Origin of the sequence: Marinomonas sp. TW1, assembly GCF_001625355.1 — a bacterium.
In the GTDB taxonomy this organism is placed as follows: Bacteria; Pseudomonadota; Gammaproteobacteria; order Pseudomonadales; family Marinomonadaceae; genus Marinomonas.
The window spans coordinates 71,354-93,388 of sequence record NZ_JSEE01000006.1 but is presented as its reverse complement, the minus strand read 5'-3'; the positions used below and the strand labels follow the sequence as shown (position 1 = coordinate 93,388).

The window sequence follows — 22,035 nt, the reverse complement described above, 5'->3', positions numbered from 1 at the left end:
AAATGAACGTATAAACCCTATCATTATGGCCTCATGAACGCGTTAAAAGACTCACGCCGGTCATTTCGCTAGGAATCTCCATGCCCATCATATCCAACAAGGTTGGTGCTAGGTCACACAAAGAGCCAGAGTTAAGACCGACACCTTGAGCCGCTGAATACAACACTAGAGGCACTGGCCCATTAGTGTGTGACGTCAAAGGTTGGCTACCATCTTCACTTAGCATTTGCTCAACGTTACCATGATCCGCCGTAATCAAACATTGGCCGCCATTGATATCCAAAGCCGTCATGACGCGGCCAAGACACGCATCCACGGCTTCCACCGCTTTTACCGCGGCGTCAAAAATACCACTGTGTCCTACCATGTCGCCGTTCGCGAAATTACAAATGATGGTGTCATATTTGCCCGCTTCGATCACTTCCACCAGCTTATCAGTGACTTCTGGTGCACTCATTTCAGGCTGTAAGTCATAGGTTGCGACATTGGGAGATGGAATCAACTCACGCTCTTCACCATCGAACAACGCCTCCTCACCACCATTAAAGAAGAAAGTCACGTGTGCGTATTTTTCGGTTTCCGCAATACGTAATTGTTTCTTGCCTTGGTTCGCTAACACTTCACCAAAAGTGTTTTTCAACGACTCAGGTGGGAACGCCACATCCGCCGCAATATCAGACGCATATTCTGTAAAGGTCACGAAGGCAGAAAGATTGGGAACCACTTCACGCTCAAAACCATCGAAGCTTGGATCGGTAAAAGCACGCGTCAATTGACGAGCGCGATCTGGACGGAAATTAGCAAACACGATGGCATCGCCATCTTCGACCTTAACCGCGTCACCAATTACAGACGCTTTTACAAACTCATCATTTTCGTCTCGCTCATAGGCCGCTTGAACAGCTTGCTCAGCCGTTTCAGCTTGAAACTCACCTTTGCCCAATACGATGGCATCATACGCGGTTTGCACTCGCTCCCAACGATTGTCTCGGTCCATGGCGAAGTAACGTCCGGTCAAGGTGGCAATTTTACCCACACCCAATTCAACCAACTTACTCTCAAGCTCAGCGACAGGTGTTTGAGCTGAGCGAGGCGGCGTATCACGACCATCCGTAAAGCCGTGTACATAAATGGCTTTCGCGCCACGCTTCGCAGCTAACTCACACATGGCCATGATTTGCTCATGATGACTGTGCACACCACCATCCGATAACAAGCCTAAAATATGAACGGCTTTTCCGGCTGCGACGGCTTTATCTACTGCATTCACCAACGCAGCATTCTCAAAAAACGAACCGTCTTCAATGGCTTTACCAATGCGTGTGAAGTTTTGATAAACCACTCGACCCGCACCAAGGTTCATGTGACCCACTTCTGAGTTGCCCATCTGTCCGTCAGGTAAGCCCACCGCCAAACCAGAGGTTTTGATTAAAGTGTGAGGGTAGTTTGCCCAAAGCTTATCCCAGTTCGGTGTATTTGCGGCTTCAATCGCATTGGATTTAGAGGTTTCACTGTAGCCCCACCCATCAAGAATGAAAAGTGCTGTGGTTTTTTTGTTCATGGTAATCTATCCCGTAAATTGATCATGATTATTATTCGATACTATCACAGGCTTGTAATTTTGTTACAGACTGCCCTACCTATTCAGACCATTAATTTTGTTTATGATGCTCTAAGGTCGCTAAAAGCCAATCACGAAACACCACCACTTGTTCTAAATCAGCCTTATCAATAGGGTACGACAAAAGATACTCATGAGGCGTCGGCACAGGCCCACCAAACGGTGCAACTAAGTCACCATCGGCCAGACTTTTCTGCGCTAAAATACAGGGTAAAATGGCAATTCCCATGCTGTTCTTTGCCGCTTCTAATAGCATATGAAAATGGGCGAACGACGCCCCAGCAAACGAACCGCTTTCTAGACCTTGCGACACCATCCAATCAGGCCACGCATTGATTCTCGACGACAAATGTAAAAAAGGAAATTGGGTAACATCCGCCACTTGCCAAGCGGATTTATTGGCATCCACTCGCTCTAACAAAAGCGGAGAACATACCGCCAGCACATCTTCTCTCATTAACTGATGAGACACGGCTCGTGGCCAGTGGTCACCACCATAATGCAAGATCACATCCACGGCATCTGGATCAATTTTAGCCGCATCATCTAATGAGCGAACTTTGATTTGGAATTGTGGATGAAGATGTTGAAACTCAGCCAGCAATGGCATTAACCAATATGATGCTAAGGTAGGTAAAGCCGATAAGGTTAAAGTGGTTTTTTCGTCTTCACGATGCAACATTCGTAATGAGGCGTTTTCCATTCGATCCAGCAGAGGCACGACTTCTTTGTAGTAAGCGGCCCCCGTTCCCGTCAGCACCAGTCGCTTATTGAGACGGATAAAAAGGTCACGAGAAAGAAACTCTTCGAGATTACGGATTTGACGACTGACGGCACTTTGAGTCAGATGCAACTCTTCCGCGGCCTTGGTAAAGCTTAAATGTCTAACCGAGGCTTCGAAGCACTTCAAAGCCGTGGAGGATGGGATATAACGACGCATGCTAGGCGCTACTCATTAGCTATAAACATAAGTCAACCACTGTATCCTATAACGCGATAATTCCCAACCAGTAAACAGCAAATAACGCGTAAAATCGCACCATAAAGATGCATCTAAATCAGCATCCGCTAACGCAATGCATGAGCTTGCTGACCCAGATGATAAGTTTGCGCGCCTATCTCATAAAAAATTCGTTGTATTTCGCGAAATGGAATGTCTTTAAGTATGGTCGTTGGCACAGATAACCCTTCTCTCCGCCCTGTTATCCATTGCGCTAATTCCATCCCCATCACAGTACCAGGGCCAATACCGCGTCCACTGTAACCAGAAATGCTCAACAAACCTTCTGTCAGCTGCTGACAATGTGGTAAATGATCCGCACTGTAAGCAATGTTTCCTGTCCAGCTGTACTCCCAAGTCAATTCGCCAAGCGACGGAAAAAGCTCTTTTACTCTTTGTGATGCCCAATTTGACAACACCCGCCCTTCTGCTCCCATGCCGCCAAAAATCAGCCGCCCTTGCTGGTCTAAACGAAAAGAACTCATCACAGTGCAAGTGTCCCAAACCCCTTCTTTATTTGGCAACACCTGAGCTAGCTGAGAAGAGGTTAATGGCTGACTCGCTAATTGCGAGTAAGCAATGGGGACAAATTTACTCGACTGATTCGCCACACCATGTTGGCAGTAGGCATTCGTGGCTAAAATCACCTTACTGGCTGTAACTTCCCCATGCGGCGTTTTGACTAACCAGTTGCCCTGTGATGAGGTCAAACTGGTAACGGGCGAATACTCAAACAATTGCGCCCCTTCTTTTAAAGCCGCTTTGGCCAACCCACGCACATAAGACAAAGGCTGAATAGTTCCCGCTCTTGGATCAAACAAAGCCGAATTAAATTTATCCGAGCCAATGCGTGCTTGAGCTTGCTCCGCAGACAATAAACTGACAGGAGCACCACGTTGTTTCAATTGCGAAAAACGACGCTCTAATTGCGCCAATCCGGCGTGACCAACGCCCGCATGCAAGGTGCCATTACGAACCGCACCACATTCAATGTCATATTCTTCAATGAGTTGAAAAACGGCGTCCGGCGCCGCCGCAAGCGCGTCATACATTCGACGCCCTGCCTCCACACCAAGCTGCTTATCTAATACATCAGGCTCTAGCCAAACGCCGGCATTGACCAAGCCCACATTCCGTCCAGAGCCACCATAACCAAGCTCATCTGCTTCCAGCAATAAAACAGCCATCCCGTCTTTGGCCAAATGCAGTGCCGTCGACAGCCCAGTAAAACCGCCGCCCACAATCACCACATCAACCTGATGCGATCCTTTCAAAGCCGCCAACGAAGGCGCGTCAACCGCACTCGCTCGCCACAGAGACTGACAACCGGATTCCATCATCTACCCATCCTCACTAAGCCGGACCGAACTTACTCAAAGACAATCCCTTGCGCTAACGGCAAATCACCACCGTAATTCACCGTATTCGTCGTACGGCGCATGTAATTTCGCCAAGCATCAGAACCGGATTCACGCCCACCGCCAGTGTCTTTTTCGCCACCAAATGCGCCACCAATCTCAGCACCAGACGTGCCAATATTGACATTAGCGATACCACAGTCAGAACCCGCTGGAGACATAAAGAATTCCGCTTCGCGCATGCTCTCTGTGAAAACTGCCGACGACAAGCCCTGCGGCACTTCATTTTGAATCTCTATGGCATCCGCAAAATCGGAATAAGTTAAAATATATAAAATAGGCGCGAAGGTTTCTTCATGCACAATCGGCGCATCATGCGCAATGCGCACGATAGCCGGTTGCACATAATAACCACCCTGAGGGACGTCGTCGGTGACACGTTCACCACCACACACAAGCTCTCCGCCTTGCTGCTTCGCTGATTCTAAGGCGGCCTGCATTCGCTGATAACTTCCCCCATCAATCAAGGGGCCGACCAACGTTCCCTCGGTTAGTGGATTGCCAATCGGCAAAGAACGGTAGGATGTCTCTAAACGGGAAACCAAGCCGTCTACAATGTCGTCGTGACAAATCAAACGACGCAAGGTCGTACAGCGCTGCCCTGCTGTGCCTGCCGCCGAAAACACAATGGCGCGTAATGCCAATTCCAAATCCGCTGTGTCTGAGACAATCATCGCGTTATTACCACCTAACTCGAGCAATGAACGGCCTAAACGCGCCGCCACCGTTTGAGCAACCGCTCGCCCCATGGCCGTCGACCCTGTCGCCGACACCAGAGGAAACGTCTCGCTTGCGGCGATGGCTTCGCCAAGATCACGATCACCAATCATGACAGAAACAGAAGCTTTGGGTATGTCAGGCATATCCGCCAACACATTCTGCGCAATTTGATACATGGCCAAAGCACAAAGAGGGGCTTTTTCAGATGGCTTGAGTAAGATTGGATCACCACAAACAAGGCCTAACATGGCGTTCCAAGCCCACACGGCCATTGGGAAATTAAACGCCGTAATCACCGCCACAGGCCCGAGCGGCTGCCATTGCTCCATCATTCGATGGCCTGGACGTTCAGACACGATAGACAAACCATGCAGCATTCGTGACTGACCGACAGCAAAATCACAAACATCGATCCATTCCTGCACTTCACCCAATGCCTCAGGCATAATTTTGCCAGCTTCCAGCGAAATCACTTGTGCCAATTCATGCTTATACTTACGCGCTTCTTCACCAATGCGACGAACCAGTTCACCACGACGCGGCGCAGGAATGATACGCAAAGCTTTAAACGCCGCTCTCAATTCGGTACTAACCCCATCCAGTTGCTCTGGTGTGGCGTTCAAAAAGCTCGATAAAACGTTTCCATCAATAGGACTATGGGCAGAAAAAGCCGCGCCATGGCCTAATGACATCGTGTTCCCAGTCATCACGCTGTAATAAGTATCACCGTCTTTTAGCTTGTTGATGCCCAAGGTTTCTAAGCAAGTCTGTGACATGTTTCGCCTCTTTTGTAGGTTAATTCGAAAGATGTCTTCACCTTATCCCAGCCAAGATAGAAATGAGAAATATGCTTTTTCTGCTAGTGGTCTAGTTTTTTCCTATAGCAACACCCAAAACCTATAGGTATATTGAAGATTCAGCTTTTTCTTGAGGTTCTGATGGACATTCGATCTTTGCGCTATTTCATTGCCGTGTACGAAGAAGGCAGCTTAAGTGCCGCCGCCAAACGCTGTTTTGTGGCCCAGCCATCGATTTCAAACACCGTCAGCCAATTAGAAGAAGACCTCGGCACCAAGCTCTTCGTCAGGCACTCAAAAGGCGTATCAGCAACGGATAGCGGAACACAACTGTATCCTCATGCCTGTAAAATGGTGAATGACATGAGCAGTATGCGTCAGCTTTTTAGCCAGACACCAGCACCACTTACGCTGTCTATCTCTCTGGCACCGTTTTTATCCGGAGCACTGATAAGCCAAGTCATCAAAACCATGCTGGATGAAGTCTCTGGACTGACCTTAAAACTGGTCGACGAATCGGAAAGTGCCGATTTACGATTCACTTGTCATCGTTATACTACGGAAGAAGACGTGTTTTACCCTTTGTGGGAAGACGATTATGTCATCGCCATGCCACTCGACCACTGGTTATCTGACTTCCCTTCCCTGTCTATTAAACAAATCGACAAACAGCCTTTTATTTCTCGCACACCTTGTGACATCTTCGAGTCATGGCACTATCTCATGCAAAAACAAGAGCTTACGACCGATGTCAGGGCACAAGTAAAAACCGAAGAGTACGCTCTGGATCTGGTTGCCGCAGGATTGGGCATTTCACTGATCCCTGAGCATTCATCACGAGGTCGAAAAGACTTATGTCTCAGGCCGTTAAATGACGTCAAGTTGAAGCGTGTGGTTGGCTTAGCGCATCAAAAATCACGAAGCTTTCCGGCGCATTTGATCAACACCATATTGGCGGCGAAACAGCAGCTATTTGTACCGTCTAGAGCAAAAGAAAATGCGCTACGCTCAGAGTAAAACCGCGCACGCTGATTCAGGTCACACAACTTTTCTGCATCATCAAATGCTTTTTTAGCTTTTGTCGAAGCCGTTAATAATGCAGTAGAGTAATGTAAGGACAACTTATTTGGAGTAACGCCATGACCTATCAGGATTTTTTCGCTGCCTTATGGCAAAAATACACACAAGTCACCCCACAAGCGCAGAGCATTCAAACCCTCTTTAAAGGTTATGGCGAGCAAGTGATAAACGATCACGTGGCTTTTCGGACCTTCAACAATTCGCCCATCTCTCTGGAGAAACTTGAGCCACAATTAATCGCTCTTGGTTATCAGGCTTATGGGGCCTTTCGTTTTGAAAATAAACATTTAAAGGCCCGTTGTTACCGCCACACCGACGATTCACAAGCGCCTAAAATTTTTCTTTCAGAATTATTAATAGACGAGCTACCACAAGAATGCCAAGACATCCTGAGTCGATATGTGGCTCAAATACCCTCCGATGCGGTTCAAGACCCCAGTATTTTTTATGCTGGATTATTATGGTCTACTCCCACACAAGCGGACTACCTAACGTTAGCCAAACACAGTGAATACGCCGCTTGGTTAACCACCATGGGATTGCAGGCCAATCACTTTACGGTCAGCATTAATCACCTTTCCAAATTCGACAAGATTACGACGGTTAACCAAACGTTAATCGACCAAGGCTATGTACTTAACGACGTTGGCGGTTTAATAAAAGGCTCTCCAGAATCCTACTTAGAACAATCTTCAACCATGGCAGATAAAGTCGACTACTTGTTCGCCGATGGACAAAGCAGTCTGATCCCAAGCTGTTTCTATGAGTTTGCAGAGCGTCACGAAATGCCGGATGGCAATCTATTTGACAGTTTTATCGAGGGCAACGCGGATAAGATTTTCGATTCCACCAGTGCAAAGTAACCGGATAAGCACGCATTTTTATACACGTCGACTCTAAAATAGGCTCGAAATAGCTGAGTGTTTTTCGAGCCTATTCTGCAATCACCCAATTTGCGCCTTTCAAGACTCATGAGAGTATGTACCGATTCATCTTGCCGTGTATAATGCTCGCAGTTTAAACATGGGCTTTACTATTATGATGAATCAACTTATTGAATTTTCGATCAACCACTGGGAAATGGTCGCGGTTTTTTTCGCCATCCTGATTACCTTGATTTTTGTTGAACAAAAAGGCGGTGCTCAAGGCGTAACACCTGCGGCGGCCACCACTTTGATGAATAATGAAGAAGCCGTTGTTGTCGACATTCGTACCGAGAAAGAATTTAACGCTGGTCATATCACTGGCGCAATCAGCATTCCTGCGACGAAAATGAAAGACAACTTACACCGTCTTGAGAAACACAAAGATGCCCCCATTATCTTGGTGTGCAAGTCAGGAATTACGGCTGGCCCTAGCGCTAAAGACCTTAAGAAACAAGGTTATAGCAAGGTTTATAAGATGCAAGGCGGCATTGCTGAATGGCAATCGTCGAACCTGCCATTAGTGAAAGGTTAATGTGAAATTATGGCCACTGTGACTATCTATTCAAGTGATTACTGCCCTTTTTGTGTTCGAGCAAAACAACTTTTAAACACAAAAGACGTGGCGTTTAATGAAATCCGCGTCGACGGCGAGCGTGCTCTACGACAAGAGATGATGGAAAAAAGTGGCCGTCACACCGTTCCACAAATTTGGATTGGTGAACAACACATTGGCGGCTGCGATGATCTTTTCGCCCTTGAACGTGAACAAAAATTAGACACTTTGTTGTCTCAATAGAACACGCTCGAAAACACCAGCAACATAAAAACCAAATAACAACGTGAAATGATTTAAACAAGGAACAAGCATGGCTGATACAGCGGCAACTCAAGAAACACAAGAAGCGCAAACACCACAACTGTCTCTACAACGTGTCTTTTTGAAAGACATCTCTTTCGAATCACCTCGCGCACCGATGATTTTCCAAGAAGAGTGGAAACCTGAAGTTGGTCTGGAATTAAACACGAAAAGCCGCCAAGTTGGTGAAAATGTTTACGAAGTAGTACTCGAAATTACCGTAACAGTGAAAAACAACGGCGAAACTGGCTACCTAGTTCAAGTTCAACAAGGTGGTCTATTTGTGATTTCTGGATTGGATGAGCAACAGTTACACCATGCTCTTGGCGCTTTTTGCCCTGCTACTCTTTTCCCATACGCTCGTGAAAACATCGATGCAATGGTCGTAAAAGGCAGCTTCCCTGCCATCATGCTAGCGCCAATTAACTTTGATGCACTGTATGTAGAAAGCCTACAAAAGCAGCAAGGCGAAACGGCTCAGTAACAAACGCATTTGAACTTGAATCAAGTTTGTGTAAAAAAAGGAGGCCATGCGCCTCCTTTTTTTATAGCATAAGAAAACCTTTTACTTATAAGGTCTGATCAATATCTCAAATGGAAGCTGTGATGAGAAAGAAAAAGAAGCCTTGCCCATATTGTCTAAAAGCACGATGGCTATTATTGTATTTAGCTTGTTTCGCTCTGTTTGGACTCTTGGTGGTAAATCAGTTTTTGGCAAAAGGGATGTAGAGTGAACCAGCTGTTAACTTGCGTTGTCTGTTTGATCATTACCACCTTATTATCTGGCTGTGCGACCTACCGAGATGACATAGAAGTTGGATTATCACATGCCAAGCAAGGTGAATGGAAAGCCGCTGAGGACAACCTCACTGACGCCTTGGACAATTCACAAGACCAGTTACTTTACTATATGGAGATAGGCAGTTTAGCGCAAAATCAAGGTGACTTTGAGCGCAGCAATACGCTGCTTGAAAAAGCCGAAAGGCTGAGTGATACCTTCCTCGAAGAAAGCTTATCAAATCGCACTTGGGCACTGATCTCAAACCCACGACAAAGTAATTACCGTGGTTCGGGAGTAGAACGGGTTTACATTAGTTATTTAAAATCGCTTAACTATCTCGCCCTAGCCGAACAAGCAGAGACATTATCAAAACAGCGACAACTATTAGATTCTGCTTTAGTTGAAGCCCGCCGCATTGACATCAAGCTCAATGAAATCCGTGCTCAAACGCCAAGTTATGAACAACTCGATGCTAAACAAGATCAGGCTTTTTATGAAAAAGCCATCTCTTGGTTAAGTCGTTTTTACACAGGACGTTTAGATCGAGACAAATTTCTATATCGTGATGATGCTTGGGCACGATATATGGAAGGCCTGCAATACGAAATTAGCGGTGAATACGACGATGCTCGTATCAGCTATCAGAAAGCCGCTGAGTTGTATCAAAATGGCTATGCGGAACAATACAATCTACCCGCCGTCAGCGCAGAACGAGCTTGGTTAGATACCATCCGTATGATGAAAAAAACCGGCTTCGATGCAGCGGAAATAGCGCAAACGATCCAAGCCAAATTGTCTCCTGAAATGCAGGAAACACTGCAGACCTATCAACCAGACAGTGCTGAACTCGTGGTACTTGAGCACCAAGGTTTTGTGCCCGACAAAAGCGAAATGTCACTCATTCTATACGCTGAACCTTGGTCATACTCTCTAGTATTAGAGCCATTACATGGTGGCGGACGAATGGAAGACAACGATGCATTTCGTTGGTTTACCATGGTATATGCTGACATTAATCCGCTGAATATGATTGCCAATTATAAAGCTGGCGGGGCTTGGGGGGCTTTTTCAGGTGTGTTCACCAAACGCGTCATCCTTGGTTCAGGAATCTGGCAGCAACTGGAACAATCCAATATTGATACCTTGCTCACACAGCAAAACATTCGAGTTACCGTACCCTACTATCGTCGCTTTACACTCGATCAACATGACACTCACTTAACCGTCTCCAAGCAAATTGAAAAGACTGACAGTTTACGCATGACTTCCTTAGCCGACATCGCTTTTCAAGAGCAACTAGCGAATGCCCAAAGGGACATATACGAAAGCATGATTCGTGAGTTCATTCGCAGCTGGCTGGCATTTCGCATCACATCAGAAGTGCAAGACGAAGGCGCGGCTATGTTACTCAATTTTATTGGTCAAATATCGGTTTTAGCCACATCGGCCGCCGACACTCGAAACTGGTTAACACTACCAGCACAAGTTCGCCTAACCCGAACACCGCTAAGCGCCGGCAAATACCAACCGACTTATGAGACCAATGGCAAACACTTTTCGCTTGGCGAGACATCTTTAAAAGCCAACAAAATAAAAGTATGGAATCTACGCAACCCATATTAAATGGATTAAACTAACCAGAGCGGATTCACTAAGCTCTTATTAAGGTGATGTAAGGAAAAGACTATGAAAATTCAACCATTAACATCAGTGACACGGAACGCCTTCTCTTGTCGTACTGTATTTACCCTATTTATGGCATTGTTACTCACGGCCTGTTCAAGCGGCAGTGTTAAGCGTCTTGGGGATAACGAAGAAGTTGCTTTATCAGACCGTTGGAACGACACAGACTCTCGTCTTGTGGCCGAAGAAATGATGACAGACATGTTGACCTTCCCTTGGTTCCGAGATTTCAACTTCAACCAAAAAGGCAATCCTACGGTTATTGTTCAATCCATTCGTAATAAATCCTCTGAACACATTCCAGTAGACACCTTTATCAATGACATCAAACGCAGTCTCATTCGTTCAGGGAAAGTGGATTTTGTAGTCTCTGGGGCAGAACGTGACGATGTTCGCGGCGAACGAGAAGACCAAGAGCTTAATGCGGCATCAGGAACGGCGGCTGAGTTTGGTCTAGAGCAAGGAGCAGGCTTTGCCCTCTCTGGCACCATTAATTCCATTGTGGACTCAAACGGCGAACAACGTGTCAGCTTCTATCAAGTAGACCTTAAACTGATCGATATGACCACTAATCGCGAAGTATGGAATGGTCAAAAGAAAATCAAAAAATTGGCTGACAAAGGTTTCTTTTAATGACGCAACACTCAGTCATGCAATGCCTCTTTATGACTGGCTTAGCCGCCAGTCTTTCGGGGTGTTTCAGTAGTTTCAATCAATCGTCTAAAGATGCAGAAACGCTACCAAGCTGGGTCAGCTCGCCACCTCAAAGCCAAACACATCTTTATGGTGTTGGCAGTGCGCCTAAAATAGACAATCTTGCTTTAGCCTTTAGTCAGGCTGAACAAAATGGCAATGCGCAAATTGCTCAACAGCTGACGACTCAAGTCAGTCAAATCAATACGCAAAACACCCAAGTCTCGTCTAGCAACGGCAAAGAGCAGGTATCAAAAGTACAAACGGCTTACACACAAGTGGCCACCGCCCCCATTGAGTTAGAACAAGCCACGAATGAAGAGAGGTACGCTGGCAATCAATATGTGTACGCCTTGCAATCCATTGATCGCTCTCGCATTGTTAGCCGACTCAAAAGTGCCATTCACGATCTTGATTTGAGCATTATCAACAACGCAGAATCGCTCACCACACAACTCGGTGAAGACGCTGCGCCAGCGGATTGGCAAACCTATATGCGATTGATACCCGCTTTTGCACAACGCCAATCTTATGTCGAAGAATTACAACTCTATTCAACTGAGCGCACTTTAGCCGGTCGTGCCAGTGATGAGGTGATCAGCATTGAACAACAACTCAATCAAGCGCTGTTGAGCTACGGTGTTGACCCTTCAAAGACACAGCAAGCCAATGCCCTCGCTAGTGCTTTATCTGAGTTTGGTATGACGCCAAAAAGCCCAGCCTTGTTCCGTTTAGAGAGCAATACCAGCCAACACAGCGAACAGCAATCTGGACGTCATTATGTGTTTGAAGAAGGCAGCCTTGCCTTATTTGGTCCAAATAATGCTCGCTTGGCATCTTGGACAGTCAGTGCCCGAGGCATTGCTAAAGACTCACAAAGAGCCGCGGATGCCGCCACCACGAATTGGTCGAAACAAGCCATTAGTGCCATGTTCACTTGGCTAACACGTTTAGAATAAAACATTTTACTGGCATAAAAAAACGACTCACTTCGGGAGTCGTTTTTTGTTTTAAGAGCATGTTAAATGCCATCAGATGGCTTTCGACAAACTATTTGAGATCTTCGTAAGGCAAGCCAACATATTGCATGGCAATGACTCGACGACCTTCTTCTGTATCGGTATAGAAATTCAATTCCGAACTCATGAATCGCTCGTGAGTTTCCGCGTCTTTACTGCCTTCATCGCTAAAGTCATGCAACATATTGGTCATCCACCAAGAGAAACGCTCACCGTGCCAGACACGTCGCAGGCAAATTTCAGAGTATTGATTGACACACTCTTTATCCCCTTCTTGATACACTCGCGCCATGATTTTATTCAGAGTCGCCACATCGGATGCCGCTAGATTCAAACCTTTCGCACCGGTTGGAGGCACAATGTGCGCCGCGTCGCCGACAAGAAACAAATTACCGTACTGCATAGGCTCACATACAAAAGAACGCAAAGGAGCAATGCTTTTTTCAATGCTTGGGCCAGTCACCAATCTTTCAGCCACATCATCTGGCAAACGATTCTTAAGTTCCGTCCAAAAATCGTCATCGCTCCAATCTTCTACCTTGTCCGTGAGAGGTACTTGAATGTAGTAACGTGAGCGTGTTGCTGAACGCATGCTGGTCATGGCAAAACCACGATCGGTTTTACAGTAGATCAACTCATCATTCACTGGTGGAGTGTCAGATAGGATACCAAGCCAACCAAATGGATACACGCGCTCAAATTCTTTACGAGACGACTCTGGAATGGTTTGACGAGAAACCCCATGAAAGCCATCACAACCCGCAATGTAATCACACTCCAAACGATGCTCTTTGCCATTCTGCTCAAACGTAACGTATGGGGTTGCGGATTTCACATCATGTAATACCACATTACTGGATTCATAATAGGTTGTTAGACCTTTCTCGGCTCGAGCTTCCATCAAATCGCGAGTCACTTCCGTCTGACCATACACCATGACAGTATTGCCACCGGTGAGTTTTTCTAGCTCAATTTGCACACGCTTATTATTAAAGGCTAACTCAACCCCTTTATGAACCTGACCTTCCCGATCCATACGTTCACCAACACCAGCTTCTCGCAGCAAGTCGGTCATACCTTGTTCCAATACACCAGCACGAATACGGCCCAATATATACTCGCCAGAGACACGTTCAATAATAACGTTGTCGATACCTTGCTTGGCAAGAAGCTGTCCCAACAATAGTCCTGAAGGACCTGCCCCAATAATTGCCACTTGAGTTTTCATGCTCTCTCACCTTCATTTATTGTTTTTGTTCGGTGCTCGATGTTTAGTCTTTATACTAAATAACAGCACTATTTGATCTTCATCATAGAAGCCAAGCGCTCTCTTAGTTAGGTGAAAAGTGATCAAAAAATTGTACTTTTTGATCATAGAAGAATAGAGTAAAAATATACTTTTTACGTAAAAGCCTTATTTTTATTGGCTTTACGTCATATCTTAAGCAAGATAAAAGTCAAACCATATAAAATAAAAATGTAAAAATAGCTTATGAACAAAAATCAGATTCCGCACTTTGGTTTGTATGGAGAGTCCAGTTGGATCAATGATCCAGAGTTTTTCCATATTGAAGACATAGAAGACAGAAGCAGTAATCTAGGCTGGAAAATCAGCCCTCACCGACACGCACAGCTGTTCCAAATTTTGATCCTAAAATCAGGGCAAGCCAAGGTTCAACTAGACGATCAACAACAGAACTTACTTGGTGCTTGGGCCATCATTGTGCCTGCGGGCGTCGTCCACAGCTTTCACTTCGCCCCAGATACCGATGGACGAGTCATTAGCATCGCAGAACCATTACTAGAAGACGCTTACCAGGAAAAAGCCGCAAAATTCATCAAACCTTTGCTGAGCCAAGCCTGCCAAATTAATTTTAATGGCAACCGGAATCACTTTTCGGAGTTATGGCCATTGATTCAGCAACTGGAGAGTGAATCTTCATACATTCGTGAAGACCGCGCTTTGATGAGCGAGTATCTTATCAAGGCCATTTTGCTAATTTTACACCGTCAACAACAAAACAATGGCGTGGAAAGCGCGGCAGAAATTGCCGAAAGTAGCCGCATACAAAGACTAAAAGAATTAATCGAAAAGCATTTTCGAGAACACTGGAGCACACAAGATTACGCACAAGCTCTCAGTACTTCCACCAGCCGTTTAAACCGCTTAAGCAAAGCTTCATTTAATAAGAGTGTGCTGGCACTAGCGCATGAAAGGCTACTGATTGAGGCCAAGCGTAGCCTAATCTACACTGCTCGCTCAGTAGATGAAATCAGTTATGATTTAGGCTTCAAAGATCCTGGTTATTTTTCTCGTTTTTTTAAACGTGCCGCGGGTATGCCGCCTGGAAAATTTCGAGTGTTAAGCAATCAAACCTCTATTTGATGAATTTTTCTAACCTATTAGCTGAAAATTGATCGTTTGCTGAATAGTTGGTCAAATTTTATAATTCGTAGTGTCAAAACAAACTTCAATATTTCAGGAGAAACACTATGAAAAACGAATACAAATACGATGCTTTTGGTAACCTAGACGCTGACTTTTATGTTGAAAAAGCTTACGAACTTCGTCGTGCTTACTACGCACAAGCAATCAAAAAAGTAACGTCTCATGTCAAAGCTTTTTTCACTGGCCTAACCGTTGCTCGTCCTTTCAAGTCAGCGTCACAACACTAAGTTTTCTGTGTCGCTCGACTAACCTAATGTTCCCGATGATCGAAAGGCTAAAATAAAAAATCGATCCGGTAACAGGTTAGTACTTTTTTGTCCCCTATCTCACCTTTTTTATTCATCCTTATTATCGTCTTTATTTCCTCTTTGCCGTTCATTAAATTGTCATAAATGTGACATAAAATTCTCTATTAATTAATCACTAAGATGTATTAGAGAGAAAATGAGTCAAATAGACGAAGCTGCCTTATTGCAAAAAATACTCAAAAATGGGTTGATCACACCTTATTTTCAACCTATCTATGATTTGAGTAATGGTGAAATCTATGGTCACGAAGCTCTGTCTCGCGGCCCTAAAAATTCGGCACTATTTTCCCCTGATGCGCTCTTTAGCTTAGCGCTAAAAGAAGAGCAACTGCACCGGCTAGAATTATTGTGCCGCGAAAAAGCCATTAGCAAATTCTCTAAACTCAACCTTAAAGGTCGATTATTCTTAAATGTCAGTGCATCACTATTAGGCTCTCCAGAGCATCAATCAGGCATGACATTAGGCATTCTCAATGACTTAGGGTTAGATCAAAAAGACATCGTGATCGAGTTATCAGAACAACATCCATACGATCACAATGGGTTACCAAGAAGCAGTGTTGAGCACTACCGAAAAATGGGCTTCCAAGTGGCCATCGATGATTTAGGCGTTGGCTACTCAGGCTTGCAGCTGTGGTCTGAATTGCAACCTGACATCGTCAAAGTGGATAAGCATTTTATTCAAGGCATCGACAAAGATGAAATCAAACGCGAATTTGTGCGTTCAATCCTAACCATTGCACAACGTTTGAATTGCATTTTAATCGCCGAAGGCATCGAAAATCAGCAAGAGCTGGATCAATTAATTGAGATTGGCATCACATTAGGGCAAGGCTATTTCTTAGGTCGTCCAACTGAGACGCCAGCCTTTAGCACTCACCCTTATTTGGTAAAGCAAGCACAACGTCGCTCTCAGTTTCAAAATGATCACTCCGAAACAGTACAAATACTGTGTCGTCCTACCCCGAGTTTGCAGCAGAACAGCTTATTAGATGAAGCTTCGCTGCGTTTTAAAAAGCACCCGGATTTAATTGCCATTCCCGTGTTAGATCACAACGATCATCCTGTTGGTGTCATTCGTCGTCACCAGTTACACGAACTGTTTTCAACGCCTTATGGCCGTGCTTTGTATGAACACAAACCCGTGACTAACTTATTAAACGAGGATGTACTCATTGTAGAAAGCAATGTCAGTTTGGCCAGTGTTTCTACCATGGTAACCAACCAAGAAGCGGATACTCTTAACAACGAAATCATCGTGGTACGTGATGGCAAGTTCTTAGGAACAGGGCACTTAAAAGACCTTCTAAAGCGCATTACAGAGTTAAAAATTCAAAACGCAACTTACTCCAATCCATTAACATTACTGCCGGGCAACGTCCCAATTCATCGAGAGGTCAGCCGTCGCTTAGCCGCCCAAGATGACTTTTATGTCGCCTATTTTGATCTCAATGATTTCAAGCCATTTAATGATTTTTTTGGTTACTCAAGAGGCGATGCCGTCATCCAATTAGTTGGCTCTCTCATCAAAGAATTAGTCGCCCCAAATAATTTCATTGGCCACATTGGCGGCGATGACTTTGTGGTGATTTTTGGCGATCATGACTGGCAATTACAATGCCAACATATTCTTGACGCCTTCGCGAGTAAGGTAAGAGAGTTTTACACTCAGGAGACTTTAGCGGAAGGTGGCGTTTGGACGAAAAGTCGTCATGGTGACACTCGCTTTCATCCTATCCTAAGTCTTGCTATTGGCGTCGTACACCCAACTCATTGTCGTAACCATCACCAAGTGGCTGAACTGGCAGCCCAAGCCAAAAAACAAGCGAAGCAGACAGGCGGCAATCACATTCACTTACAACCTCGCTTGATCTCGGAAACCAAACAAACCGTTGGTGAATTGTGATCTAACTGTCATAAAGCACTCACAAGTCTGTCATATAGCCTCTTTAATCTGTTCTTTAACAGGGCAAAACCCTTTAAAGGAGGCGATTATGCAAACTCGATTTCGATCCGTGTTCATTTCCGATGTGCACTTAGGTACCAAAGCCTGTCAGGCGGTTCATTTATTGGACTTCCTACAAAGCATTGAAACCGACACCTTATACTTGGTGGGCGACATCATCGATTTACAGGCCATGCGCCATAAGGCCTATTTTATTGATGCTCATCATCAAGTGGTTGAACAGGTTTTGGCGATGGCAAAATCTGGAACTAAAGTGATTTACATCCCAGGGAATCACGACGCCTTCTTTCGTCAATTTGCCGGTCAAACCTTATCTGGCGTAGACATCCAACTGCATGCTCGTCACAACACAGCCGATGGTCGATGCTTTTATGTTAGCCATGGCGACGAGTTTGATCAGATGGTGAAAATTAGCCCTTTGATGTTGGCCATTGGTGACAAAGCTCATGGTTTAATGCTGTCGCTTAATCAATCCATTAACGGCATTCGACGCTTTCTCGGTCTGCCTTACTGGTCCCTTGCGGGCTACCTCAAAAGCCACATAGGCAAGGCCAAAGAGTTCATCGAACGTTTTGAAACCGCCGCGTTGAAGTCCGCCAAAAGTCACAAGGTGGATGGTTACATTTGCGGGCACATTCATTTCGCTTCGTTTCAAATGAAAGAAGGTATTTTGTATTGTAACGACGGTGATTGGGTCGAACATTGTACGGCACTCACCGAGTCCTCTTCCGGTGAACTGAGTCTGTTACATTGGTCAGAAAACCCTAAACACCTTGGCACAGAACCTAAGCCAGAAGAATGGGATTTAGCGCCAAACTATTCACGTAATACAGCTTAAAAAACTTAAACAAAGGCACCTTTGTTTTTTCCGTCTATCGCCTTGTTTAACGGGGCGATAGACGGCTTCGGCCTCCCGCCATCTGACTCAAATCATACAAGCGGCAGTTCTTCCCTTGGTAGGCAATTTGTGCCAATAGCAATTCCGCCGTCGCAAGCGCATCCGTTAAGGCATCATGCCCTTGATACTCTGGCAAGCGGTAGCGTTCTCGACAATGATTCAAACGAAAACCGCCTTCTTGAATCGGCTGCTGCGCTCGATCCGCTTTAACTTTTTCCAACATCAAGGTGTCGAGCCAGGTTAATCCATAAGACGGTAAAAGATGCTTCTGCCATGCGGCTTTCAGAAAGTTAATTTCCAACGGTGCATGGTGTACCACCAAAATGCGCCCACGCAGAAAATGCCGTAAATAACGTAATGCACTTTCTTGTTTTTTTCCGTATTGTTGAATATCCGCATCCGTAATCATATGAATACCGACATTTTCACCGACCTCAGCTGTGTCCAAGACCAGATGACGAGCACTGTCTAAATCAATTACTCCTTGCTTAATACAAACCCAGCCTAGACTCACAATATGGTCCCGCTTTGCATCCAGCCCAGACGTTTCAATGTCCAGCACCACATACTCCCAATCTGACCAAGATCGGAGCAAAGATTGCCGTTGTTGTTGCCAATGTTTAACCCGTGATAAAAGACGACACCACATTAGCTGTAACCTCGAAGAAACCTCTGTTGAGCAATGTCTTGTACATCGCTAATGATGCTAAAAGTTGTCTTCAAATGTTTTCGCTCTAAAGGGCTTAGTTTCTTCGGATCAAGGTAAGCACTCGCTGTCCCCGACATTTGCCAATGACGACTTTGCGCTTCAAGCCGTAAACCATTCAAATGATCCCATGCGTCCATCAGGTTACGAGCCGTATCCACGCTAATAAGCTGTTCGCGAATGGCCTGTTCTATTCGCTCTAGTGTCGACTCCCGATAAACCTTGCAAGACAACCCATATAAACGGCTTAAATCATTAATCAAAGCCAACCCCTGATGTTTCAAATCCAGCTGATGTTTGTGCTCACCGGAGGACTCCAATAGGAAGTGGCGAAAGAAACCCAGTGGCGGTTTTGTGGCAATTGCAGTACGAGTCAGTGTGGCAAGAAACATACTGTTTTGCGCCACCTCGACCTGCATGCCTTTAATCAATCGCTTTACGGGAGCGTCATCACCAAACACACAGCGAATATCAAAGAAAATACTGGCATGTAACAACGCACTGGGAGCGGCACTTTTAATCCACTGCGCAAATGCCTGCTGCCAACCTTGTTGTGTTTTACGCCACTGTGGGTTGCTGGCCATGATGTTGCCAGGGCAAAGACGAATACCACAGGACGCCAAACCTTTGCAGACAAATTCTGATAAATCCGCAAAATAAGCGGCTTCTGTCTCATCCGGTGCCCTCTCCAGCATCAACCCATTGTCTTGGTCACTGCCCAAAGATTGATCCTGCCGAGCCTGGGAACCAAACACCAAGAATTGAAAGTCCATGGGCGCCTTCCCTAATGCCATCACAGCTAACTCAATCAGACGCTTGGTCAGATTATCACTGACGGTGGCCAGCACTTTACCAATGTCAGCAGGCTTCATGTCGGTGACAATCAGATTGATGATCAAGGTTGGCCACTGCTGACAAATGCGAGCCAAGCTTTCCACAGACGTTTGTCGATGAATCTGGTTGATAAACAACAGAGGGCTCAATTCTTGATGTCGCAATAAGTCCGCCGCAGTCAGCATACCCACCACCTTTCCCGTCTCTTCAACAATAGGAAGGTGGTGTATGTTGCTTTCACTCATCAGGGTTTGCGCCTGCATGACCAAGGCGTCTGGTGACAGGGTGACTGGGGATTGCGTCATAATGTCAGCCACAACGGCTTGCGCTGAACCTCCTAAGGCTAAAATCCGTGACCTCAAATCACGGTCTGTGACAATGCCCAGCAAAGACTCCTCTTCAAGGATTAATATAGAGCTCACTCTGGCTTCCGTCATTCGCATGGCAATGGTTTGCACACGTTCACTGGGACTCGCTTGGACTAATTGACGGGTCATAATATGTGAAATTGAGGTCGATAATTGCAGCGCGGGGGAAGCCAACTCACTGTCCCGTCGACGTGACAATTTTCGCCGCCGGTGCAATTGAGTATGTTCAAAGAAAAGTCCAAATGCATCATTCTGCTTCAACATGTCTTGAAACCGGCTCCTGTTAAACCGATACACCAAGCTGTCTTCCATTGCGACCACTTTTAAACCATCAGGGTTCTGCGCCATCACACTCGACACACCAAAACATTCACCATCAGCAATTTGATCAACCAAACCATCCTTTGGCGTGCGAATTTCACAGGCACCACGGCGGATCAAATGCACAGTCGCCGCCTCCTCTTCCAATACCAGCGTCTGGCCTTGCCGCACATACAGCATGGCCACACCCGAGAGAAGCTGCTTGCGCTCTTGATCGCTCAAACTTGCAAAAGGTGGAGTGGACTCAATAAATTTATGCACTTCAGGAATGTCGATGGCGGCCATATTGATTTCTTCTTATTTGGTGTTAAACACATTGTGCGCCTTTCTGATACAGAGCTAAATCCAGTTTAGACCAATGTCTAACAAGATCTCCGTAGGTTTCTTATCTAAACAGAAAAAATATTTCCTTAAATATCAAGCATCTCAATACGATATGAATTTTTTATCCAAAATCGCCTTGACTAAAACAAAAAGTTACCGGTAACATTCAGTCGCTAGTTACCGGTAACATTTGTTATTGGTTAACTCTGAATTTCCTAAAAAAATAATCAATGGGAAACCATACTATGAAAAAGCTCAGCACCACTTTGTTAAGCGCCACTCTAGCTTGCGCTCTGTCCGCACCTAGCTTCGCCGCAGACTATACCTTCAAATTCCAATCTTCTGATCCCGCTGGTGATAAGAACTTTCAAGTTCAAAAAGAATGGGTAAACCGTGTCAAAGAAATGACCGGTGGCCGAGTTGAGATCGACCTTCTTCCTGTTGGCAGTATCTTCAAACATACTGAAACATTAGATGGCATCAAGATGGGCATTCTGGATGGGCAGATTACGGCGACCGAATTTTTCTCAGGCAAAGACCCAGCCTTTGGTTTAATTGGTAACACAGTAGGTGCTTGGTCAAATACTTCGCAACTACTGCAATACATTAACTACGGTGGTGGTTACGAGCTAATGAATGAATTGTACGCGCCATACGGCGTTAAATTCATTGGCGGTTCGACCACAGGTGTTGAATCGTTGGTTTCTCGTGTACCGTTAAATGGTGTTGAAGATCTAAAAGGTCTGAAACTGAGAGCGCCTGAAGGTTTGGTGCAACGCGTCTTTGCCGCTGCTGGTGCCGCTCCGGTTAACCTACCTGGCTCCGAAGTATTTACTGGTTTGAGTAAAGGCGTTATCGACGCGGCGGACTACACCGTTTTCTCAACGAACCAGAAAGCGGGTATGAACGACATTGCCGCTCACCCAGTACAACCTGGCTTCCACTCTCTACCATTAATCGATATTTCGATGAATAAGAAAAAGTGGGATAAATTACCAGCTGACTTACAAACTATCTTAACCGTTTCGGTTCGAGACTTTGCTCAGGATATGACAACCCAACTGCGCATTGCTGACCAAGCTGCGGTAAAAGCGGCTCAAGCAGATCCAAACATCACCATACATGATTGGTCTGCAGAAGAACGTAAGAAGTTTCGTGCCATTGCTCGAACTCAATGGGAAGAATTTGCCAAGAGTTCAAAAAATGCACAAAAAGTCTATGACTCTATTACGTCTTACCTAGAACAAAACGGTCTTCTATAAGCATT

The 22,035-nt window shown here is 45.5% G+C and carries 20 protein-coding genes; 13 read left to right on the top strand and 7 right to left on the bottom strand.

The genetic code is table 11. From position 1 onward, the window contains the following. Positions 1-31: 31 nt before the first annotated feature. From gpmI to amaB, 4 genes are all read right to left on the bottom strand, one after another. A complete protein-coding gene (gene gpmI, locus OA79_RS06910; protein WP_063332497.1) occupies positions 32-1,561 on the bottom strand; it encodes a 2,3-bisphosphoglycerate-independent phosphoglycerate mutase in 1,530 nt (509 codons plus the stop codon). Positions 1,562-1,652: 91 nt separating this feature from the next. Then, complete coding sequence (locus OA79_RS06905; protein ID WP_063332496.1) at positions 1,653-2,561, bottom strand: LysR substrate-binding domain-containing protein; 909 nt, start codon at positions 2,559-2,561, stop codon at positions 1,653-1,655. A gap of 128 nt (positions 2,562-2,689) precedes the next feature. Then, positions 2,690-3,961: an NAD(P)/FAD-dependent oxidoreductase gene (locus OA79_RS06900; RefSeq protein ID WP_063332495.1), complete on the bottom strand. Its 1,272-nt coding sequence runs from the start codon at positions 3,959-3,961 to the stop codon at positions 2,690-2,692. A 29-nt stretch (positions 3,962-3,990) separates the two neighbouring features. Then, on the bottom strand, positions 3,991-5,535 hold the full coding sequence (gene amaB, locus OA79_RS06895) for an L-piperidine-6-carboxylate dehydrogenase (protein ID WP_063332494.1): 1,545 nt from the start codon (positions 5,533-5,535) through the stop codon (positions 3,991-3,993). 162 nt (positions 5,536-5,697) lie between these two features. Here amaB and OA79_RS06890 point away from each other — a divergent pair, with 162 nt between their 5' ends. The 8 genes from OA79_RS06890 to OA79_RS06855 all read left to right on the top strand — a co-directional run bounded on the left by OA79_RS06890 (position 5,698) and on the right by OA79_RS06855 (position 12,534). Next, positions 5,698-6,573 (top strand): LysR family transcriptional regulator, encoded by an 876-nt coding sequence (locus tag OA79_RS06890; RefSeq protein ID WP_063332493.1) that lies wholly within the window; start codon positions 5,698-5,700, stop codon positions 6,571-6,573. Between the two features lie 122 nt (positions 6,574-6,695). Then, positions 6,696-7,499 (top strand): DUF1338 domain-containing protein, encoded by an 804-nt coding sequence (locus OA79_RS06885; protein WP_063332492.1) that lies wholly within the window; start codon positions 6,696-6,698, stop codon positions 7,497-7,499. Positions 7,500-7,674: 175 nt separating this feature from the next. After that, on the top strand, positions 7,675-8,094 hold the full coding sequence (locus tag OA79_RS06880; RefSeq protein ID WP_231908824.1) for a rhodanese-like domain-containing protein: 420 nt from the start codon (positions 7,675-7,677) through the stop codon (positions 8,092-8,094). Positions 8,095-8,103: 9 nt separating this feature from the next. Next, positions 8,104-8,358, top strand: a complete 255-nt coding sequence (gene grxC / locus OA79_RS06875) for a glutaredoxin 3 (RefSeq protein WP_063332491.1) — start codon at positions 8,104-8,106, stop codon at positions 8,356-8,358. A 70-nt stretch (positions 8,359-8,428) separates the two neighbouring features. Then, positions 8,429-8,902, top strand: a complete 474-nt coding sequence (secB, locus tag OA79_RS06870; protein WP_063332490.1) for a protein-export chaperone SecB — start codon at positions 8,429-8,431, stop codon at positions 8,900-8,902. A 246-nt stretch (positions 8,903-9,148) separates the two neighbouring features. After that, positions 9,149-10,822 carry a hypothetical protein gene (locus OA79_RS06865; RefSeq protein WP_063332489.1) on the top strand — a complete coding sequence of 558 codons (1,674 nt, stop codon included), beginning with the start codon at positions 9,149-9,151 and terminating at the stop codon, positions 10,820-10,822. A 63-nt stretch (positions 10,823-10,885) separates the two neighbouring features. Further along, positions 10,886-11,515, top strand: a complete 630-nt coding sequence (locus OA79_RS06860; RefSeq protein ID WP_063332488.1) for a penicillin-binding protein activator LpoB — start codon at positions 10,886-10,888, stop codon at positions 11,513-11,515. Continuing rightward, complete coding sequence (locus tag OA79_RS06855; protein WP_063332487.1) at positions 11,515-12,534, top strand: LPP20 family lipoprotein; 1,020 nt, start codon at positions 11,515-11,517, stop codon at positions 12,532-12,534. Before OA79_RS06860 ends, OA79_RS06855 begins: the two co-directional genes overlap by 1 nt. A 91-nt stretch (positions 12,535-12,625) precedes the next feature. Here OA79_RS06855 and pobA read toward each other — a convergent pair whose 3' ends face one another. Next, the gene (pobA, locus tag OA79_RS06850) at positions 12,626-13,822 is read right to left on the bottom strand and encodes a 4-hydroxybenzoate 3-monooxygenase (protein WP_063332486.1); all 1,197 of its coding nucleotides are present in this window, start codon (positions 13,820-13,822) and stop codon (positions 12,626-12,628) included. 264 nt (positions 13,823-14,086) lie between these two features. Between pobA and OA79_RS06845 the strand changes: the two genes are divergently transcribed. From OA79_RS06845 to OA79_RS06830, 4 genes are all read left to right on the top strand, one after another. After that, positions 14,087-14,980: a helix-turn-helix domain-containing protein gene (locus OA79_RS06845; protein WP_063332485.1), complete on the top strand. Its 894-nt coding sequence runs from the start codon at positions 14,087-14,089 to the stop codon at positions 14,978-14,980. Between the two features lie 107 nt (positions 14,981-15,087). Beyond that, entirely contained in the window at positions 15,088-15,270 is a 183-nt protein-coding gene (locus OA79_RS06840) for a hypothetical protein (RefSeq protein ID WP_063332484.1), read from the top strand. A 217-nt stretch (positions 15,271-15,487) separates the two neighbouring features. Further along, positions 15,488-17,257: a GGDEF domain-containing protein gene (locus tag OA79_RS06835; RefSeq protein WP_063332483.1), complete on the top strand. Its 1,770-nt coding sequence runs from the start codon at positions 15,488-15,490 to the stop codon at positions 17,255-17,257. A gap of 88 nt (positions 17,258-17,345) precedes the next feature. Then, positions 17,346-18,155, top strand: coding sequence for a UDP-2,3-diacylglucosamine diphosphatase (locus OA79_RS06830; RefSeq protein ID WP_063332482.1), 810 nt, complete (start codon positions 17,346-17,348; stop codon positions 18,153-18,155). Positions 18,156-18,201: 46 nt separating this feature from the next. Here OA79_RS06830 and OA79_RS06825 read toward each other — a convergent pair whose 3' ends face one another. After that, on the bottom strand, positions 18,202-18,864 hold the full coding sequence (locus OA79_RS06825) for a 3'-5' exonuclease (protein ID WP_063332481.1): 663 nt from the start codon (positions 18,862-18,864) through the stop codon (positions 18,202-18,204). Beyond that, the gene (locus OA79_RS06820; protein ID WP_063332480.1) at positions 18,864-20,729 is read right to left on the bottom strand and encodes a DUF294 nucleotidyltransferase-like domain-containing protein; all 1,866 of its coding nucleotides are present in this window, start codon (positions 20,727-20,729) and stop codon (positions 18,864-18,866) included. Before OA79_RS06820 ends, OA79_RS06825 begins: the two co-directional genes overlap by 1 nt. Before the next feature lie 284 nt (positions 20,730-21,013). Here OA79_RS06820 and OA79_RS06815 point away from each other — a divergent pair, with 284 nt between their 5' ends. Then, positions 21,014-22,030, top strand: coding sequence for a TRAP transporter substrate-binding protein (locus OA79_RS06815; RefSeq protein WP_063332479.1), 1,017 nt, complete (start codon positions 21,014-21,016; stop codon positions 22,028-22,030). Positions 22,031-22,035 lie beyond the last annotated feature (5 nt).